This is a genomic window from Pseudomonas sp. G5001, from assembly GCF_013385475.1.
Classification (GTDB): domain Bacteria; phylum Pseudomonadota; class Gammaproteobacteria; order Pseudomonadales; family Pseudomonadaceae; genus Aquipseudomonas.
In genome coordinates this window covers 28,868-46,023 of record NZ_JACAPZ010000021.1, presented here as the reverse complement: position 1 = coordinate 46,023, position 17,156 = coordinate 28,868, and the positions used below count along the sequence as shown (strand labels likewise).

4 protein-coding genes are annotated in these 17,156 nt (G+C 64.7%); all 4 read left to right on the top strand.

What is annotated here, in order from left to right; all coding sequences use genetic code 11:
* The first annotated feature begins 75 nt into the window (after positions 1-75).
* The 4 genes from gspE to HX805_RS18730 all read left to right on the top strand — a co-directional run bounded on the left by gspE (position 76) and on the right by HX805_RS18730 (position 17,117).
* The gene (gene gspE / locus HX805_RS18745) at positions 76-1,494 is read left to right on the top strand and encodes a type II secretion system ATPase GspE (RefSeq protein ID WP_003210467.1); all 1,419 of its coding nucleotides are present in this window, start codon (positions 76-78) and stop codon (positions 1,492-1,494) included.
* Complete coding sequence (gene gspF / locus HX805_RS18740) at positions 1,494-2,705, top strand: type II secretion system inner membrane protein GspF (protein ID WP_003210470.1); 1,212 nt, start codon at positions 1,494-1,496, stop codon at positions 2,703-2,705. Before gspE ends, gspF begins: the two co-directional genes overlap by 1 nt.
* Before the next feature lie 483 nt (positions 2,706-3,188).
* The gene (locus tag HX805_RS18735) at positions 3,189-4,352 is read left to right on the top strand and encodes a substrate-binding domain-containing protein (RefSeq protein WP_003210472.1); all 1,164 of its coding nucleotides are present in this window, start codon (positions 3,189-3,191) and stop codon (positions 4,350-4,352) included.
* Between the two features lie 201 nt (positions 4,353-4,553).
* Positions 4,554-17,117, top strand: a complete 12,564-nt coding sequence (locus HX805_RS18730) for a filamentous hemagglutinin family protein (RefSeq protein ID WP_177117169.1) — start codon at positions 4,554-4,556, stop codon at positions 17,115-17,117.
* Positions 17,118-17,156 lie beyond the last annotated feature (39 nt).

Sequence of the window (17,156 nt, the reverse complement as noted above, 5' to 3'; positions counted from 1 at the left end):
CGCTGTAAGAGCGGAACCAATCGAAGCCGTAACCGAAGGAATGGATATGTACTCAACCAAACGAAGCCCAAAAGCATGAGCCTCCTGCCCTACGCCTGGGCCAAATCCCAACGCATCCTCCTTCACCCGGGAACCCAGGGCCCGACGCTGACCATTTGCCCCTCGACCCCCGGCTGGTCCATCAGCGAAGTCCACCGCCAGTTCGGCCAAACCCACCTGATCCAGGTGCGCGACGACGAACTCGACGGCCTCCTGGCCACTGCCTACGCCGACACCGGCAGCGCCGCCGCCGTCGTGGGCGCCGCCGAAAACGAAGTCGACCTCGACCGCCTCATGCAAGACATCCCCGAAATCACCGACCTGCTCGACACCCAGGACGGCGCCCCGGTGATCCGCATGATCAACGCCTTGCTCACCCAGGCCGCCCGCGACGAAGCCAGCGACATCCACATCGAACCCTACGAAACCCACTCCGTGGTGCGCTACCGCGTCGACGGCACCCTGCGTGACGTGGTGTCCCCGCGCAAGGCCCTGCACGGCGCCCTGGTCTCACGCATCAAGATCATGGCCCAACTCGATATCGCCGAAAAACGCCTGCCCCAGGACGGCCGCATTGCCCTGCGCGTGGCCGGTCGCCCCATTGATATCCGCGTCTCCACCGTGCCCACCGGCCATGGCGAGCGCGTAGTGATGCGCCTGCTGGACAAACAAGCCGGCCGCCTGCAGCTGGAAACCCTCGGCATGGACCCCGCCGTCCTGGCCAAACTCGACACCCTGATCCGCCAACCCCACGGCATCGTGCTGGTCACCGGCCCCACCGGCAGCGGCAAGACCACCAGCCTCTACGCCGCCCTGGCCCGGCTGGATGCGAGCACCAGCAATATCCTGACCGTCGAAGACCCGGTGGAATACGACCTGCCGGGCATCAGCCAGATCCAGGTCAACGCCAAGATCGACATGACCTTCGCCCTGGCCCTGCGGGCAATCCTGCGCCAGGATCCGGACATCATCATGATCGGCGAAATCCGCGACCTGGAGACCGCACAAATTGCCGTCCAGGCCTCGCTCACGGGCCACTTGGTGCTCGCCACCCTGCACACCAACGACGCCGTCTCGGCGGTCAACCGCTTGATCGACATGGGCGTCGAACCGTTCCTGCTGGCCTCGTCACTGCTCGGCGTATTGGCCCAGCGCCTGGTGCGCCGGCTGTGCCCGCACTGCAAGCAGGAAGACCCGGCCGCGCCCGGCACCTGGCGGCCTGTCGGGTGCGCGCAGTGCAACCAGATCGGTTACAGCGGGCGTACCGGTATCCATGAATTGTTCTGCATCGACGACGAGCTGCGCGGGCTGATCCACCAGGGCGCCGGCGAGCAGGCCTTGAAGGCCGCCGCACGCCGCGCCGGCATGTTCAGCATGCGTGAAGATGGCGAACGCTGGGTACGCAGCGGCGCCACCGCCCCCGAAGAAATCCTGCGCGTAACACGGGACGCCTGATGAACCGATACCGCTACGAAGCCGCCGACGCCAGCGGCAAGCTGGAGTCCGGGCACCTTGAGGCAGACAGCCAGAGCGGCGCCTTTGCCCACCTGCGCAGCCGTGGCCTGACGGCCTTGCGGGTGCAGGTCGAGAACAACAGCGAGCGTGCCGGCGGTGGCAGCCGGTTCAGCGCCAAGCTCTCGGACAATGACCTGGCCTGGGCCACGCGCCAGCTGGCGAGCCTGCTCGGTGCGAGCTTGCCACTGGAGGCCGCGTTGAGCGCCACGGTGGAGCAAGCCGAGAAAAAACACATTGCCCAGACCTTGAGCGCGGTGCGCGCCGATGTGCGCAGCGGCATGCGCCTGGCCGATGCGTTGGCCGCCCGGCCCCGGGACTTTCCGTCGATCTATCGGGCGCTGATCGCGGCGGGGGAGGAGTCCGGCGACCTGGCCCAGGTCATGGAGCGCCTCGCCGACTACATCGAGGAGCGCAACAACCTGCGGGGCAAGATCCTCACGGCGTTTATCTACCCGGGCGTGGTGGGGCTGGTGTCCATCGGCATTGTGATTTTCCTGCTCAGCTACGTGGTGCCGCAGGTGGTCAGTGCGTTTTCCCAGGCTCGCCAGGACCTGCCGGGGCTGACGTTGGCGATGCTCAATGCGAGTGACTTTATCCGCGCCTGGGGCTGGCTGTGTTTTGCCGGGATCGTGGGTGGTTTCTGGAGCTGGCGCCTGTACCTGCGCAACCCCGTGGCGCGGTTGAGCTGGCACAGCCGGGTGTTGCGCCTGCCGTTGATCGGGCGTTTTGTACTGGGCCTCAACACCGCGCGGTTTGCCTCGACCCTGGCGATTCTCGGCGGGGCGGGCGTGCCGTTGTTGCGCGCCCTGGAAGCGGCGCGCCAGACCTTGTCCAACGACCGCCTGAGCCAGTGTGTCAGCGACGCGACGGCCAAGGTGCGCGAGGGCGTCAACCTGGCTCCTGCGCTGGCGGTGGAAAAGGTCTTTCCGCCCGTGCTGATCCACCTGATCGCCAGCGGCGAAAAAACCGGCTCGCTGCCGCCAATGCTCGAGCGCGCGGCGCAAACCCTGTCGCGGGATATCGAGCGTCGGGCGATGGGCATGACGGCGTTGCTTGAACCCTTGATGATCGTGGTGATGGGCGCCGTTGTGCTGGTCATCGTCATGGCCGTGCTGCTGCCGATCATCGAAATCAACCAACTGGTGACCTGACTGCTGACGAAACGCGGTCAAAAAGGTGGGAGCGGGCTTGCTCGCGAAAGCGGTGTGTCAGTCAACACATGTCGCGCCTGATCCACCGCTTTCGCGAGCAAGCCCGCTCCCACATTTGAACTGCGTTTCTTCAAGACTATTTTCGCGCGCCCGACACGCGGGTCCCAACCTCGGGTTCCTCATTCTGTCATCTGCCCAACCCCACCACGCGGCCCGTAACGCCTCCAGCCCGGTCCTCGAAATCCGCGCTGAAACCTCGCTGTCACCTCACCCCCAAACCGCTCAAAAGTGTGACCAAAACACCCGAGAATCTTTTTAAAAATCAAGCCGTTCCTCCCGAGGTTTTTTCCTTTAGCTGTCATCGGATGCTGCGAAATTTCATACCCATGGCCTCACCCCTGGGTACCCCCCGGAACACAGCCCGGGACCGAAGCCATAGCGTCATCTACCCCAACGTACAAACACGACGAAAGGAGCTTCTTCATGTTTAAGCGCAACGTTCTCGCGGTATCCATGACCCTCGCTGCACTGTGCTCGGCCCAGGCTGCCATGGCAGACATCAACGGCGGCGGCGCCACCCTGCCACAACCGCTGTACCAGACCTCCGGCGTATTGACCGCCGGTTTCGCCCCGTACATCGGCGTGGGCAGCGGCAAGGGCAAACTGGCGTTCCTGAACAACGACTACAGCCAGTTCGGCACCGGCACCAAGAACGTTCACTGGGCGGGCAGCGACTCGAAGCTGACCTCGACTGAACTGTCCACCTACGCCTCCACCAAACAAGCGACCTGGGGCAAGCTGATTCAAGTGCCTTCGGTCGCCACTTCGGTTGCCATTCCATTCAACAAGGCCGGTACCAACGCAGTTGACCTGAGCGTTGATCAACTGTGCGGCGTGTTCTCGGGCCGCATCACCACCTGGAACCAACTCCCGGCTACCGGTCGCACCGGTAATATCGTGGTGGTTTACCGTAACGAAGCCAGTGGCACCACCGAGCTGTTCACCCGTTTCCTGGCGGCCAAGTGCGTCAATGAGTCCAAGAAATTTGTGGTCACCACCAACTTCGCGGACAGCTTCGGCGTGCCACCAGGCGCCGTGCCTGCCGTCACCAGCCAAGGCGTGATGACCGCGCTGAACGCCGGTGATGGTCGCATCACCTACATGAGCCCGGACTATGCCGCGCCTACCTTGGCTGGCCTGGATGACGCCACCAAAGTGGCCAAGGTCGCCGGTGTTTCTCCAGCCCCTGATAACGTTTCCGCCGCCATCGCTGCTGTGCCCGTACCGGCTGCTGCCAACGTCGCCAACCAGAACGCCTGGGTACCGGTGTTTGCTGCCGCCGCCGATGCCAACGACCCAAGCGTCGTGCCTTACCCAAGCAGCGGTTATCCGATCCTGGGCTTCACCAACCTGATCTTCAGCCAGTGCTACGCCGACGCCACCCAGACCTCGCAAGTGCGTGCATTCTTCACCCGTCACTTCGGTGCCAGCGCCTTGAACAGCAACGACAACGCGATCAAGGCCAACCGCTTCGTGCCACTGCCAGCTGCCTGGAAAGCCGCGATCACCAGCAACTTCGTTACCGCAACCAGCGCGCTGAGCATCGGCAAGTCTGATGTCTGCAACGCCATCGGTCGTCCGCTGTAACCCACGCTTTTACCGACCGGCAACACCCGATCAGCAACGGCCTGTGCCGTTGCTGATTTTTGCGTTTGCGGCTCGGCTATCAGCCTTACATGAACTTTCCATGACAGAAGTTCAGTCCCGCCCCTCGCCAACCGCCTAACTCCCATACGTGACGCACGTCGCCAGTTCCCTATGGGCAAAAACAAAGAAGGAAGCTTCCTGATGGTCCGCTGCAAACCACCGGTCAACCTGAATGCCCAAGGCCCTGGCGGCCAGACGATCCTGCGCCTCAAACCCCTGGCCCAGGCGATTGCCTTGTTCATGGTGGCAGGCAGCGCCCACGCGGCGACAGCGTTCAGCTCCGGCTGGTTTGCCGACAAGGGTGCCTCCCAGGCGGCGACAGCGGCCCGCCTCAACGGGGCGCAGGTGCCGGGGATTCCGTCGTTGAATCAGCAGGCGCGGGCGAACCAGCAGTTGTCACGTTCCATCAGCACGCTCAACAACAGTGTCGCGGCGATTGCGGCCCAGCAGGCCGCCCAGGCCGCTGGCCGGCAAGCGGCGCTCGGCCAGGTCTCGACGATTCCCGACGGCCTCGGCAAGGGCGGCTTGCAGGTGGACAACAGCCTGACCCAGGGCTGGACCAACGCCAAGGGCCCGACCCAGAGCCAGTCCGGTGGCAAGACCACGGTGACCATCGAGCAGACCGCCGACAAGGCGATCCTCAACTGGGAAACCTTCAACGTCGGACGCAACACCACGGTCGATTTCCAGCAGCAATCGAATTGGGCCGTGCTCAACCGTGTCAACGACCCCAACGCGCGCCCCAGCGAAATCCAGGGCCAGATCAACGCCCCTGGCACAGTGATGATCATGAACCGCAACGGGGTGATCTTCAGCGGCAGCAGCCAGGTCAATGTGCGCAACCTGGTGGCGGCCGCCGCCACCATCACCGATGACCAATTCACCCAACGCGGGATCTATGTGGATGCCAACGGCACCCAGCCGACTTTCACCGACGCGGCGGGCAAGGTCGAGGTGCAGCGCGGCGCGTTGATCCAGACTCACAACCCGGCCACCTCTACCGACGCCGGTGGCTACGCCTTGCTGCTCGGCTCGGAGGTCGAGAACGCCGGCAGCATCATCACCGCCAGGGGCCAGGCCACCCTGGCCGCCGGCGACAGTTTTTATATCCGCAAGGGCGTCGGCACCACCGGCAACGACCGCTCCACCACCCGTGGCAATGAAGTGGCCACCAGCCTCAAGGCCGGCAGCACGTCGGGCAAGGTCAGCAACAGCGGCCTGATCATGGCGTCGACCGGCGACATCACCCTCACCGGGCACCAGGTGCAGCAGAACGGCGTGGCCCTGGCCAGCACCTCGGTGGATACCCGCGGCACGATTCACTTGCTCAACGCCGCCAGCGACACCAGCGCCAGCGTGACCCTGGGCGAGGGCAGTACCACGGCGATCCTGCTGGACGCCAGCGGCAGCACCGCCCTCAACAGCCAGAAGGACAACGGCCTGATCAAGCTCGACGGCTTGCCTGCCAACCTGATCACCGGCCAGTTCAACAACCTCAGCGCGGTGGCCGATCGCACCGACCAGTCGCGGATCGAGATCGTCAGCGGCGGCACTGTGGATTTGCGCAAAGGCTCGATCACCCTGGCCACCGGCGGCCAGGTGGCGGTCAGTGCCGGCCAGCGCAGCCTGGTGCGTGACGGCGCGATGATCGACGTGTCCGGCGCGATTGGCGTCAAGGTGGCGATGGAAGCCAACAACATCAAGATCAACGTGCAAGGCAACGAACAGCGCGACGCGCCCGCCAACCGTGACGGCGGGCAATTGATCAACAATGACGTGTGGGTCGACCTGCGGGACCTGGTGTTCGTCCCGGCCGGCACCAACGGCTATGCGACGGACCGCTGGTACACCGCCGGCGGGCTGCTGGAAGTCGGCGGTTACCTGGGCACCCAGGGCCACTCGGTCGGCGAGTGGATGGCCCAGGGCGGCACTGTGACGTTCACCGGCAAGGACGTGGTGACCCAGCAGGGTGCCCAAGTCAATCTGTCGGGCGGCACCGTCGATGTGCAGGCCGGCTACATCCGCCAGACCTGGCTCAAGGGGCCTGACGGCCAGCTCTATGAGCTGTCGAAAGCCCCCGGGGACATTCTCTACGCGGGGATCTACAAGGGCTTTGAAGACACCAGCGTCCGCTGGGGCCGCAGCGATTTCTACTACAACCCGCTGGTGGCCCAGCAAAGCCGCTACGAGGCGGGCTACACCGTGGGCCGCGACGCCGGCAAGCTGGTGGTGGGCACCACCAACGCGGTGCTGGAAGGCCAGTTGATCAGCGATGTATTCCAGGGCGATCGCCAGACCCAGGCACCGAATATCAACCTTGATGGTTATCAGCAGTCACAGCAGGCCATGGCCCAGCGGGCGCAGTTGATCATTGGCCAGTACACGCCGGTGTACAACAAGGCCACCGGCACCTTGCGCTACGCCTTGACCCCGACCATCGACCAGGTGCTGATCGAGGGCAGCACGCAAAAAATCGCCGACGGCCTGGACCTGGCCACTGCGCTGCCGACCGAACGCCAGGGCAAACTGGTGCTCGACAGTGACCAGCTCAATGGCTACCGGTTGGGCGCGATCAAGGTCGGCGCAAAGCAGCAGATTGACATCAATGGCGCACTCAAGGTGGCTGACGGCGGCGACATCACCCTGTTCGGCCCCGTGGTTTCAGTCAATGCCAACCTCACGGCCCACGGCGGCAGCATCAACGCGGGCAACCTGCTGAATCAGGTCGACCTCAATCGCTCCAATGTCGTTGGCGATGTGATTCTGCCGGGTATCGGCCGGCTCGATGTGGCCGCCGGAGTCAAGCTGGACAGTTCCGGGCGCTGGAATAATCTGGCGCTGGACCCTTCGGCCACTGACGGGGTGGCGTATATCAACGGTGGCAAGGTGTCGTTGCGCAGCTCCGGCGACGTGAACCTCGCGGCGGGCAGCCTGGTGGAAACGTCGTCCGGGGCGACCATCGGCCTGGATGGCAAAGTCCGGGGCGGCAAGGGCGGCGACGTGACCGTGGGCGCACTGGGGGCTTTGGACCTGGGCGCCGAGATTCGCGGCTATGGCGTCAGCGCAGGCGGCACCCTGACCTTGCAGGCCAACAAGGTGCAGATCGGCCAGAGCCCGCAGGCGCCGGATGCCAAGACCTTGCAGTTGGCCGGGGATTTTTTCAACAAGGGTTTTTCGGCCTATGACATTACCGGCAACGAAGGATTGCTGGTCGCCGATGGTACTCAGGTGGATGTGAACGTGCCGGCCTACCGGCTCTCGGAGCAGGCCGCCACGACGCCGGGTGGCGGCGATGCGGCCAGCGTGATGGAGCGCTGGACCCCGCCGCTTTACCAGGAAGACGCCAGCAAGGGCGTACTCAGCCAACGCCGTGGCGCCAGCCTGACCCTTTCCGCCGGCCACCTGGAGTCGCCTGCCGAGCAACTGCCGACAACCGCGCTGGTGGTCGGCAAGGGCGCGGTGATCAGCGTCGACCCGGGCCAGTCGATCAACCTGCGCAGCATCGGCCAACTGACGGTCGACGGCACGCTCAATGCCTGGGGTGGCAGCGTCAACCTGAACGGCCTGACCACGCGCGCGTTCGAGCCGGCCAACGCGGTTGGCCACGGCCGCTCCATCTGGCTGGGTGAAAACGCACTGATCGATGTCGCCGCCCGGGCCGCGACCGCCGTGGACAATCGTGGAAGCCAATACGGGTTGGTCCGTGACGGCGGCAAGATCAGCATCGGTGGCGAGATCAACCTGAGCACCGGCACGGTCACTGCCAGCGACCTGTTTGTGGTGGTACGCGAGGGCGCCCGGCTGGACGCGTCGGGCACGCAAGCGGTGTTGGATGTGCCGGGGCAGGGCGCAACCCGGGTGGCCAGCAATGGCGGCAGCATCAGCCTGGCGTCCAACAATGGCTTGTACCTGGACGGCAGTCTGGTGGCCCGGGCCGGCGGTGCCGGCGCAGCGGGCGGCAGCCTGAACGTAGCGCTGGACAGCCCGTATTACACCAAGAGCAGTGTCACGGATCGCGTGCTGAAGGTGCGTGAACTGGTGCTCGGCCAGACCCATCAGGCTCACCCGCTCGTCGGCACCGCCGCCGACGCGGCCGACAGCCTGGAATACGGCCACGCTCGCCTGGGCGTCGACCAGGTCAGTGCGGGCGGCTTCGACAACCTGGCATTGATGAGCAACGGCCTGTTGAGTTTCGACGGCGATGTGTCCTTGAACATGGGCCAGAGCCTGCGCCTGTACAGCGGTGCCTTCAACCTCAGTGAGGGCGCGGCAGCCAATGCCCGGGTGAATCTGTCGGCACCGTCTCTGCTGCTGTCCGGCATGGATTCGCCGGCCCGGGAATTCTACGTGAACCCGGTGTCGGTGTTGCCGTTACCCTCGCTGCGCGCCACCGAGGCGCAGTTCAATGCCAGCGGCAGCTTGATCGATGTGCGCGGCAGCGTGTTGTTTGGCAGCAAGGGCAAACTGCGCCAGGCCGACGACAGCCTGGTCGGCCTTGAGCGTCGCGGCTTTGATCAGGTCAACCTGACCAGCCAGGGCGATCTGCGCTTCCTGGCGGGTGCGAACCCGGACGGCGTGGCCTTGAGGGTCAGCACCCAGTTATTGACCCAGGGCGACATGACCTTGCGGGCGGCGCAGTTGTATCCGGCCACGGAGGTCGGTGCGCGGGTCATTGCCGGCTACCTGAGCGAATTCAACAGCCTCAACATCACGTTCGACCCGCTGCGCACCCTGACCATTGGCCGTACCGGCAACACGGATGCCGCGGTGCCTTACTCGGCATTCGGGCGCCTGCAACTGGGCGCCGCGACGGTGCGGCAGGGCGGTGTGGTGCGGGCGCCCCTGGGGTTGATCGATATCGGCAGCATGGGCAGCAGCCAGGTGCAATTGCTGCCGGGCAGCGTGACGTCGGTGAGCGGCAGGGGCCTGGTGCTGCCGTATGGCGGCACCCTGGACGGGCAGGTCTATAAGTACAACGGCAAGACCGTGACGTTTGTCGGCCAGGGCGGGCTGGTCAACCAGGACGCGGAACTCAGCGTCGGGGTGATTCTCGGCGGCCAGTCGGTGCAGGTGCAGCCTGAGGCTACCCTGGATCTGTCGGGCGGCGGCGAATTGCTGGGGGCCGGTTTCGTTTCCGGGCGCGGAGGCTCTACGGATGCGCGCTACAGCCCACTGGTGCAGTTTGGTGCCAATGGCGGTTTTGTGTTGCCGGGCCTGGGCACCAACCCGATTTACGCCATCGTGCCCGGGGTGCAGCCTGGCGCGGCGCCGGTGGCACCGGAGAAAGGCGCAGTCGATCCGTTGGTGGGCCAGCAGGTCACCATCGGCGCCGGAGTGCCGGGGCTGCCGGCGGGCACTTATACCCTGATGCCGTCCACCTACGCCTTGATGCCCGGCGCTTTCCGCGTCGAGATCAACGGCCTGGCCGGGCTCGGCAGTGATGCCGCCACCCAGCGCATGCGCAATGGCTCCTGGTCCACCGCCGGGCGCTTGTCCATCGCCAACACCGGGATCGGCAACAGCGTTGCCAGCCAGTTGATTCTGACCTCGGCCGATACCTTGCGTCGCTATTCCCAATACAACGAAACCAGCTACGCCCAGTTCGCCATGGCCGACGCTGCGAAACAGGGTGTGCCACGCCCGATGCTCGCCGTCGACGCCAAGACCCTGAAACTGGCCTTGCGGCCAGGGGGCGGCGCTGATGCGTTTTCGTTCCAGGGCATAGGCCGTTTTGAGGCCGCGACGGGTGGCTATGGCGGCGCGGTGGCGGTGATTGATCCAGGCAAACTGGGTATTGAAGTCGTCGCGGCGGGCAGTTCCGCAACCAGCGGTTTTTCCGGCATTACCTTCAACGATGAGAGCCTCAACGCCTTGGGAGCCTCGCGTTTGATGGTGGGGGGGATGACGGCAGTTACGTATGGCCAGTCCGGGAATTACATCGTCCTGGCTGGCGGTACGAGTCGGGCCAACAGCACCGTCACGCTTCGGGAAGGTGTGACGCTCGCAGCGCCGGAAGTCTTTTTGTTGAGTGACACCAACGCGATCGTCCTGGAGCAGGGCGCATCCATCAACACCATCGGCCGTGGCAAAGCCAGCTACGACGCTCGTGACGGTTTTATCTACAAAGTCACCAATATGCTGGCGGCGTCCAACGGCTTGCTCAATGTCATTGCATTCAATACGACGGTGCCCAGCGGCGGGATCAGCATCGGTGTGTGTGACACGGGCCTGTGCAGCGGGCAAACCGGGCTGTACTCCGAAGGCAGCATCGTGGCGTTGACCAACAATACCTTCCAGTTGGGCGACCAGGTGCGCTACGGCACCCGTCACCTCAACCTGGGGGTCAACACCATTAACCTCGGCAGCGCCCAAGCCCTGGCCGCTGCCGCTGTGGCCAATCAGTTGCCGGCCGGCCTGACACTCACCCAGGCGCTTCTTGATCGCCTGCTCAAAGGTGATTCACAGTTCGGTGCACCGGCCCTGGAAACCCTGCAGCTCTCGGCGCGGGACAGTTTCAACTTCTACGGCAGTACCTCCCTGGACACCTATGACCCACTGACGGGTAAGTCGCGGCTGAGCAACCTGATGCTCTCCACTCCGGCGATCTACGGTGCCGGTGCCGCTGGCGACGTGGCCAACATTCATACCGCCAACCTGATCTGGCAGGGCGCGACCACCCCACCGGGCTCGGTGATCGCCGGCGGGGCGGGCACTGGCAGCGGGCGCCTGGATATCAACGCCGAGCGTATTGAGTTCGGCTACGGCGCCTTTGCCCAGACCAACACCGTGAGCAGTTTCGATCGCCTGGCTTTGGGCTTTGCCAGCGTGAACCTCAATGCCAGCGAGCGCATTACCGCCAACCACAAGGGCAGCCTCTCGGTGTATCAGAGCCAGGGCGCCTATGACCCGGTGAAGGGCTTCCAGTACAGCGGCGGCGACCTGAATATCCTCACCCCGCTGATGACCGGCGAAGCCGGTTCGGTGAACCGCATCACCGCAGGTGGGGCGATTGATATTGCAGCGTCCGTGGGGGCGCGTGGCAAGGCCGACGGCCAGGGCGCCGAACTGTCCCTGCAAGGCGATAGCATTCGCCTGGCCACGGCGGTAGTGCTGCCCAGCGGCAAAGTCAGCCTGGGCGCCCGGGGTGATGTGGTGCTGACGGATGCGGCGTTGATCGACGTGGCCGGTGGCGCCACTGTGTTCAACGATGTGACCCAGTACGGCGCGGGCGGCACGGTGCTGCTGGACAGCCGCAGCGGCAACATACTGCAGGCTGCCGGCTCGACCATCGACCTCTCGGCCAAAAACAACCAGGCCGGCAAACTGCGGGCGGTTGCGGTGGACGCGGCGGGCGGTATCGTCGACCTGCAAGGCACGATCCTCGCCGGCAGCAGTGGCTATTACGATGCGGGCGGGACCACGATGCCTTATGAGGCCGGTACCGTGGAAATCCAGGCCCAGCGCCTGGGCAGCAGCGGTTCACTGGACCAGCAGTTCGCCGACCTCAACCAGCGCCTGAATCAAGGCCAGGTGTTCGGCACACGCAGCTTCCAACTCAAGCAGGGCGACTTGACCATCGGCAATGGCCTCAAGGCCGGCACCGTCAACGTCTCCGTGGACAACGGCAGCCTGCGGGTCACCGGCCTGGTGGACGCCAGTGGCGAGCGCGTCGGCAGCATCAACCTGGCCGGCAAGCACGGCCTGACGCTGGACGGCGGCGCGGTACTCGACGCCCATGGCAGCAAGCTGCGGGTGGACAGCTACGGCAAGATCATCGACTCGCCCAACCGGGCCATGGTGGTGCTCGGCTCCGGCACCGGTCAACTGACCCTGGCCGATGGCGCACGCATCGACCTGCGCCACGGCACCGAGGCGGTCCAGGGCAATGACGGGCGCAATCGCGGCACCCTGGAACTGAATGCACCACGGCTGATCAACGTCGATGGCACCAGCAACGACATCAACATCGATGCCCATGGCCGCCTGACGATCCAGGGTGCGCGCTCGATCACCCTCAACGGCATGATCAGTTACGACGATGCGCCACTGGTCACCGATCCGACGGCCAGCGGGCGGCCTTACCAACAGATCGACCAGGCCTACCTGGATGGCAAGCATGTGCTGAGCACGGCCTTTATCAACGGTGCATTGCTCAACCAGAACCTGCTGCAAAACAAACTCGCCGGGCTTAACAATGCAACCTACGCCGATGCCTTCCACCTGCGCCCGGGCGTGGAAATCGTCAGCAAGACCGCGGACGGTGACCTGGTGGTGCAGGGCGATCTGGACCTGTCCGGCTACCGTTACGCCAGCCTCAACCCCAACAGCCAGAAAACCTCGGTGTATGGCTCCGGTGAGTCGGGCAGCCTGACCCTGCGCGCCGGTGGCGACCTGAATATTTACGGCAGCATCAACGACGGTTTTGCACCGCCACCACAGACCGTCGATGACAAGGGCTGGGTGTTGTTGCCGGGTATCGACTTTACCGGGGGCACGATCATCGTGCCGGGTAACGGCATCACCCTGGCGGACGGCACGACCTTCCCGGCGGGCACGGTGCTCAACTACGACCTGCCGATCAAGGCCGTGGGCGTGGCCGCCGGTACGCGCTTGCCGACCCGGGCGACGCTGAACCAGGACCTGACGCTGCCTGCCGGTACGGTACTGGCCGCAGCAGTGTTCGACAGCGCGGGCAATGTGCTGTTTGCCGCAGGCACGTTATTGAGCCAGGCACACACCCTGGCGGCCGGCTCACAGCTGGACGCCGGCAGCCTGCTGACCCAGGACACCCGGCTCGGGGCGCTGACCTGGCCCAAAGGGGTGCCGTTGCCGACGAACTACGAGGCGCTTAACCCGACGCAAAACCACGTGACCCTCAATGGCGACATACCGCTGCCGCGCGGCGCGTTGATTCCTTCCGGCACCAACGTCAAGTTGCCGGGCGGGGCTGAGTCGGTGGCGTTGCGCCCGGAAGTGGCGGGGCGCCAGGGCAAGCTGTGGGCCCTCTCGCCGATGCTGGCCGAAGGTTCGCAATCCTGGACGCTGCGGTTGGTTGCAGGTGCTGACACCGAGGCGGCCGACAGCCGCATCCTGCAAGCCCATCCGCGCAGCGGCGACCTGCGTTTGGCTGACAGCCACTACGGCATGTTTGCCAAGGAGATGCCCGCCAAGGGCAAGTTGACCTGGACCGCCTTCGCGGTGGAGGACTTTGCGGCCAATGGGGTGGTGGTCAAGGAAGGCGACCCGATCGACCAAAAGATCCTCGATGATTTCGGGCTGGGTTCGATTGATGATTTCTGTGGGGGCAATCCGGCGTACTGCGCCGTGAAAGTTGGCTATGTCTGGACCGAATTCGGCGCCAAGGACCTGGCGGACAACGGGATTATCGTCACCGTCGGAACGCCGATCGAGCAAAGCATCCTGGACCAGTTCGGTATCCCGTCCATCGATGAGTTCTGTGCAAGCTCGCCCGCCTACTGCCAGGCCCAAAGCGGCAAAGAGTATGCGGCGACCCCCTCCAGCAGCCGTTTCAGTGTGATTCGCACCGGTACGGGCGACCTCGAACTGCTCAGCGCCGGCAACTTGAGCATGGACTCCCTGTACGGGGTCTACACCGCCGGTACATCGTCCACTGCAACCGGTGCCAGTGACCCCTACAACCAGCCCAAGGCGCTGAACAGCGCGAAGACGGTGCTGAACGATACCAACAGTTATTTTGAACAGTTCGTCAACGGCTCATCTGACAGCCTGTACCGTGCCTGGTACCCGGAGGCAGGGGGGAATTTGAGCGTGAACGTGGGGGGCAACCTGACGGGGAATATCCTGGGAGGCGTCTTCAACCCAAGTCGGCCCAACCCCCTGGATAACGGCATCGACTCCGCCGATGTGGCCAACTGGCTGTGGCGCCAGGGCAGCGGCACGGTGAACACCGGCGGGCAGGCGCAGCCGACGGCCTGGTGGATCAATTTCGGTAGCTATACCGCCAACGCCTCCAAGGCTGATGCGTTCGTCGGGTTTACCGGTTTCGGCACCCTCGGCGGCGGTGACGTGGATGTACAGGTAGGCGGGGATGCCGGTGTGCTTCGGCGCATGGACGGCAACCCAATGTCGGCCTCTGCCAACCCGCGCAGCCAGGGGCTGGTGCTGGCGGTCGGCAGTACCGGGCGGGTTGCCGGTGATGGCAGCCTGCAGTTGACGGGCGGTGGTGATCTGCGGGTGCGTATCGGTGGCGCCCTGAACCCTGGCAGCGTGGTTGATGTAAACGATCAGAACGGCCAGTTGGTGAATATCCGGGGCAATGTCCAACTGCAAAGTGCGACCACGGGCCGGATCGACCTGACCTACGGCAGCAACAGCTCTGAGCAGAGCCCGGGCGAAACCCGCGCATTCGATCCGTTCCAGGCGACCCGTGGCCGGGCAGTGGGGGGCATCACCCTGGTGCCGGGGGATGCCACATTCAACTTGACCACATTGGGTGACCTGGTGCTGCAGCAAGTGATTGACCCGGGCCGTGTCGTCCTGCTGAACAACTCATCGTTTACCCGTGGCGGGACGAGTGGGACCGGCGAAAGTTGGTTCTCGTTATGGACCGGGCACACGGCAATCGACCTGTTTTCAGCGGGGGGCAACGTGACGCCATCTGTCTCCGCCGCAGCGTCCGACCTGGCAACTGTCTACCCATCGATCGTTCGAGCGACGGCGGCTGGCGGCAGTATTTATTACGGAAGCGCCGTCCTGGGGTACCAAGCCGATACGAGTCCGATAAATGCCTTGGTGCTCGCCCCCGGTGCCAGCAGCCAGTTGCAATTCCTGGCCCATGACTCGATTTATGCGGGCGGTATGTTTGTCACGCCTTCCGGGGCCGACCCCAGCATCATGGCCACACCTTGGCGGCCGGCGTTCGTCGGGACCATTGATGGTCAGGTGGTTGCCGATGGCAACAATCTGTCGGAGAACGGTAGCTCGTCGGGTTCCATTCCGCGTCCTTTGTTTGCCTTTGGCTCCGCCACGGCGTCGGCAGCCGCTTACGCGCCAACGGAACCGGCGCGGTTCTATGCCTTGACCGGCGATCTGGTGGGGGTCAGCAGCGGCCGGACCCTGACGTTCAATTCTTCCCCCACGTTTTTGCATTCAGGGCAGACCTGGTATGAGGGTAACGGGCCAGTTTGGATGATGGCGGGGCGAGACATTGTCAGCAGTGGCAGCCGTTTTAATACGGCCCCTGGTGCGGTCAGCGAGCAGTCGACCGGCAACCTGTTCATCCACAACAACCCCACTGACATCTCCATCGTCTCCGCCGGGCGCGACATTCTGTACAGCAACTTCCAGGTTGCCGGTCCTGGCCTGCTGGAAGTGACGGCGGGCGGCAATATCCTGATGTCCGGGCGTGACCCGGCGAAGGGCGGCGAAGTCAGCATCACCAGCCTGGGCCCGGTGGTCGCGGGCGACAACCGCCCTGGCGCAGGCATCGTCATGCAAGCTGGCGTCGGCCCCAACGGCCCGGATTACCGGCGCTTTGTCGAGGCCTACCTGGACCCGGCCAACCTCGTCCAGCCAGGCGAAGCCCTGTCGATCCAGGGCGGCAAGGTCGCCAAGACCTATGAGAACGAACTGGTCACCTGGCTCGCCGAGCGCTTCGGTTTCGTCGGCACCCGCGAGCAGGCCCGCGCGGTTTACGCCGCACTGCCCGCTGAACAGCAACGGGTGTTCGCCCGTGATGTGTACTTCGCCGAACTCAAGGCCGCCGGCCGTGAGTACAACGCGGTGGGCGGTGTGCGCCAGGGCAGCTATGTACGGGGGCGTGCAGCGATTGCCGCGCTGTTCCCGGACAAGGACGTGGCCGGCAACCCGATCACCTACAAGGGCGATATCACGTTGTTCGGCGGCTCGGGTGTACACACCAATTTCGGTGGCTCGATCCAGATGCTCACCCCGGGCGGTGGGCAGACCTTCGGCATCGAAGGCGCGGCACCGCCGTCCACCGCCGGTGTGATCACCCAGGGCGCCGGCGATATCCAGCTGTATTCCATGGGCAGCATCCTGCTGGGCCAGAGCCGCATCATGACCACCTTCGGCGGCTCGATCATGGGCTGGTCCGGCGAGGGCGACATCAACGCCGGTCGCGGATCCAAGACCACCGTGGTGTACACGCCGCCCAAGCGTGTCTACGACAACTGGGGCAACGTGACCCTGTCGCCGGCGGTGCCGAGCACCGGGGCGGGGATTGCCACCTTGAACCCGATTCCGGAAGTGCCGGCCGGAGACATCGACCTGATCGCCCCGCTGGGCACCATCGATGCGGGTGAGGCGGGGATTCGGGTCTCGGGCAACATCAACATTGCCGCGTTGCGCGTCGTAAACGCCGCCAACATCCAGACCCAGGGCAAGTCGTCCGGGGTGCCGGTGTCGGCGGCGGTAAACACCGGGGCCATGACCTCGGCGAGCGCAGCCGGTGCGGCGGCGTCCCAGGCGGCGGAAGATGCCGCGCGCAGCCAGCAGGCGGCGGCCAAACAGGGCCGGGCGTCGATTGTCACGGTGGAAGTGTTGAGCTTTGGCAGCGAGCCAGTGGAGCGCAAGCCGGAGGACGGGCAGAAGACCTCGGGCTACAACCCCAACAGCCCGGTGCAGGTACTCGGCGCCGGACCGTTGAGTGACCAGGCGCGGGCGCGGTTGACGGATGAGGAGCGCCAGCAGATCAGCTTGTAGTTTTAGAAAAGGACCTCTCGTTGTATTTGGGGCGATCAT

What these genes read in the sequence shown, in the direction of transcription:
- gspE (WP_003210467.1), top strand. Translation starts at nt 76, where the DNA reads ATGAGCCTCCTGCCCTACGCCTGGGCCAAATCCCAACGCATCCTCCTT.
- gspF (WP_003210470.1), top strand. Translation starts at nt 1,494, where the DNA reads ATGAACCGATACCGCTACGAAGCCGCCGACGCCAGCGGCAAGCTGGAG.
- HX805_RS18735 (WP_003210472.1), top strand. Translation starts at nt 3,189, where the DNA reads ATGTTTAAGCGCAACGTTCTCGCGGTATCCATGACCCTCGCTGCACTG.
- HX805_RS18730 (WP_177117169.1), top strand. Translation starts at nt 4,554, where the DNA reads ATGGTCCGCTGCAAACCACCGGTCAACCTGAATGCCCAAGGCCCTGGC.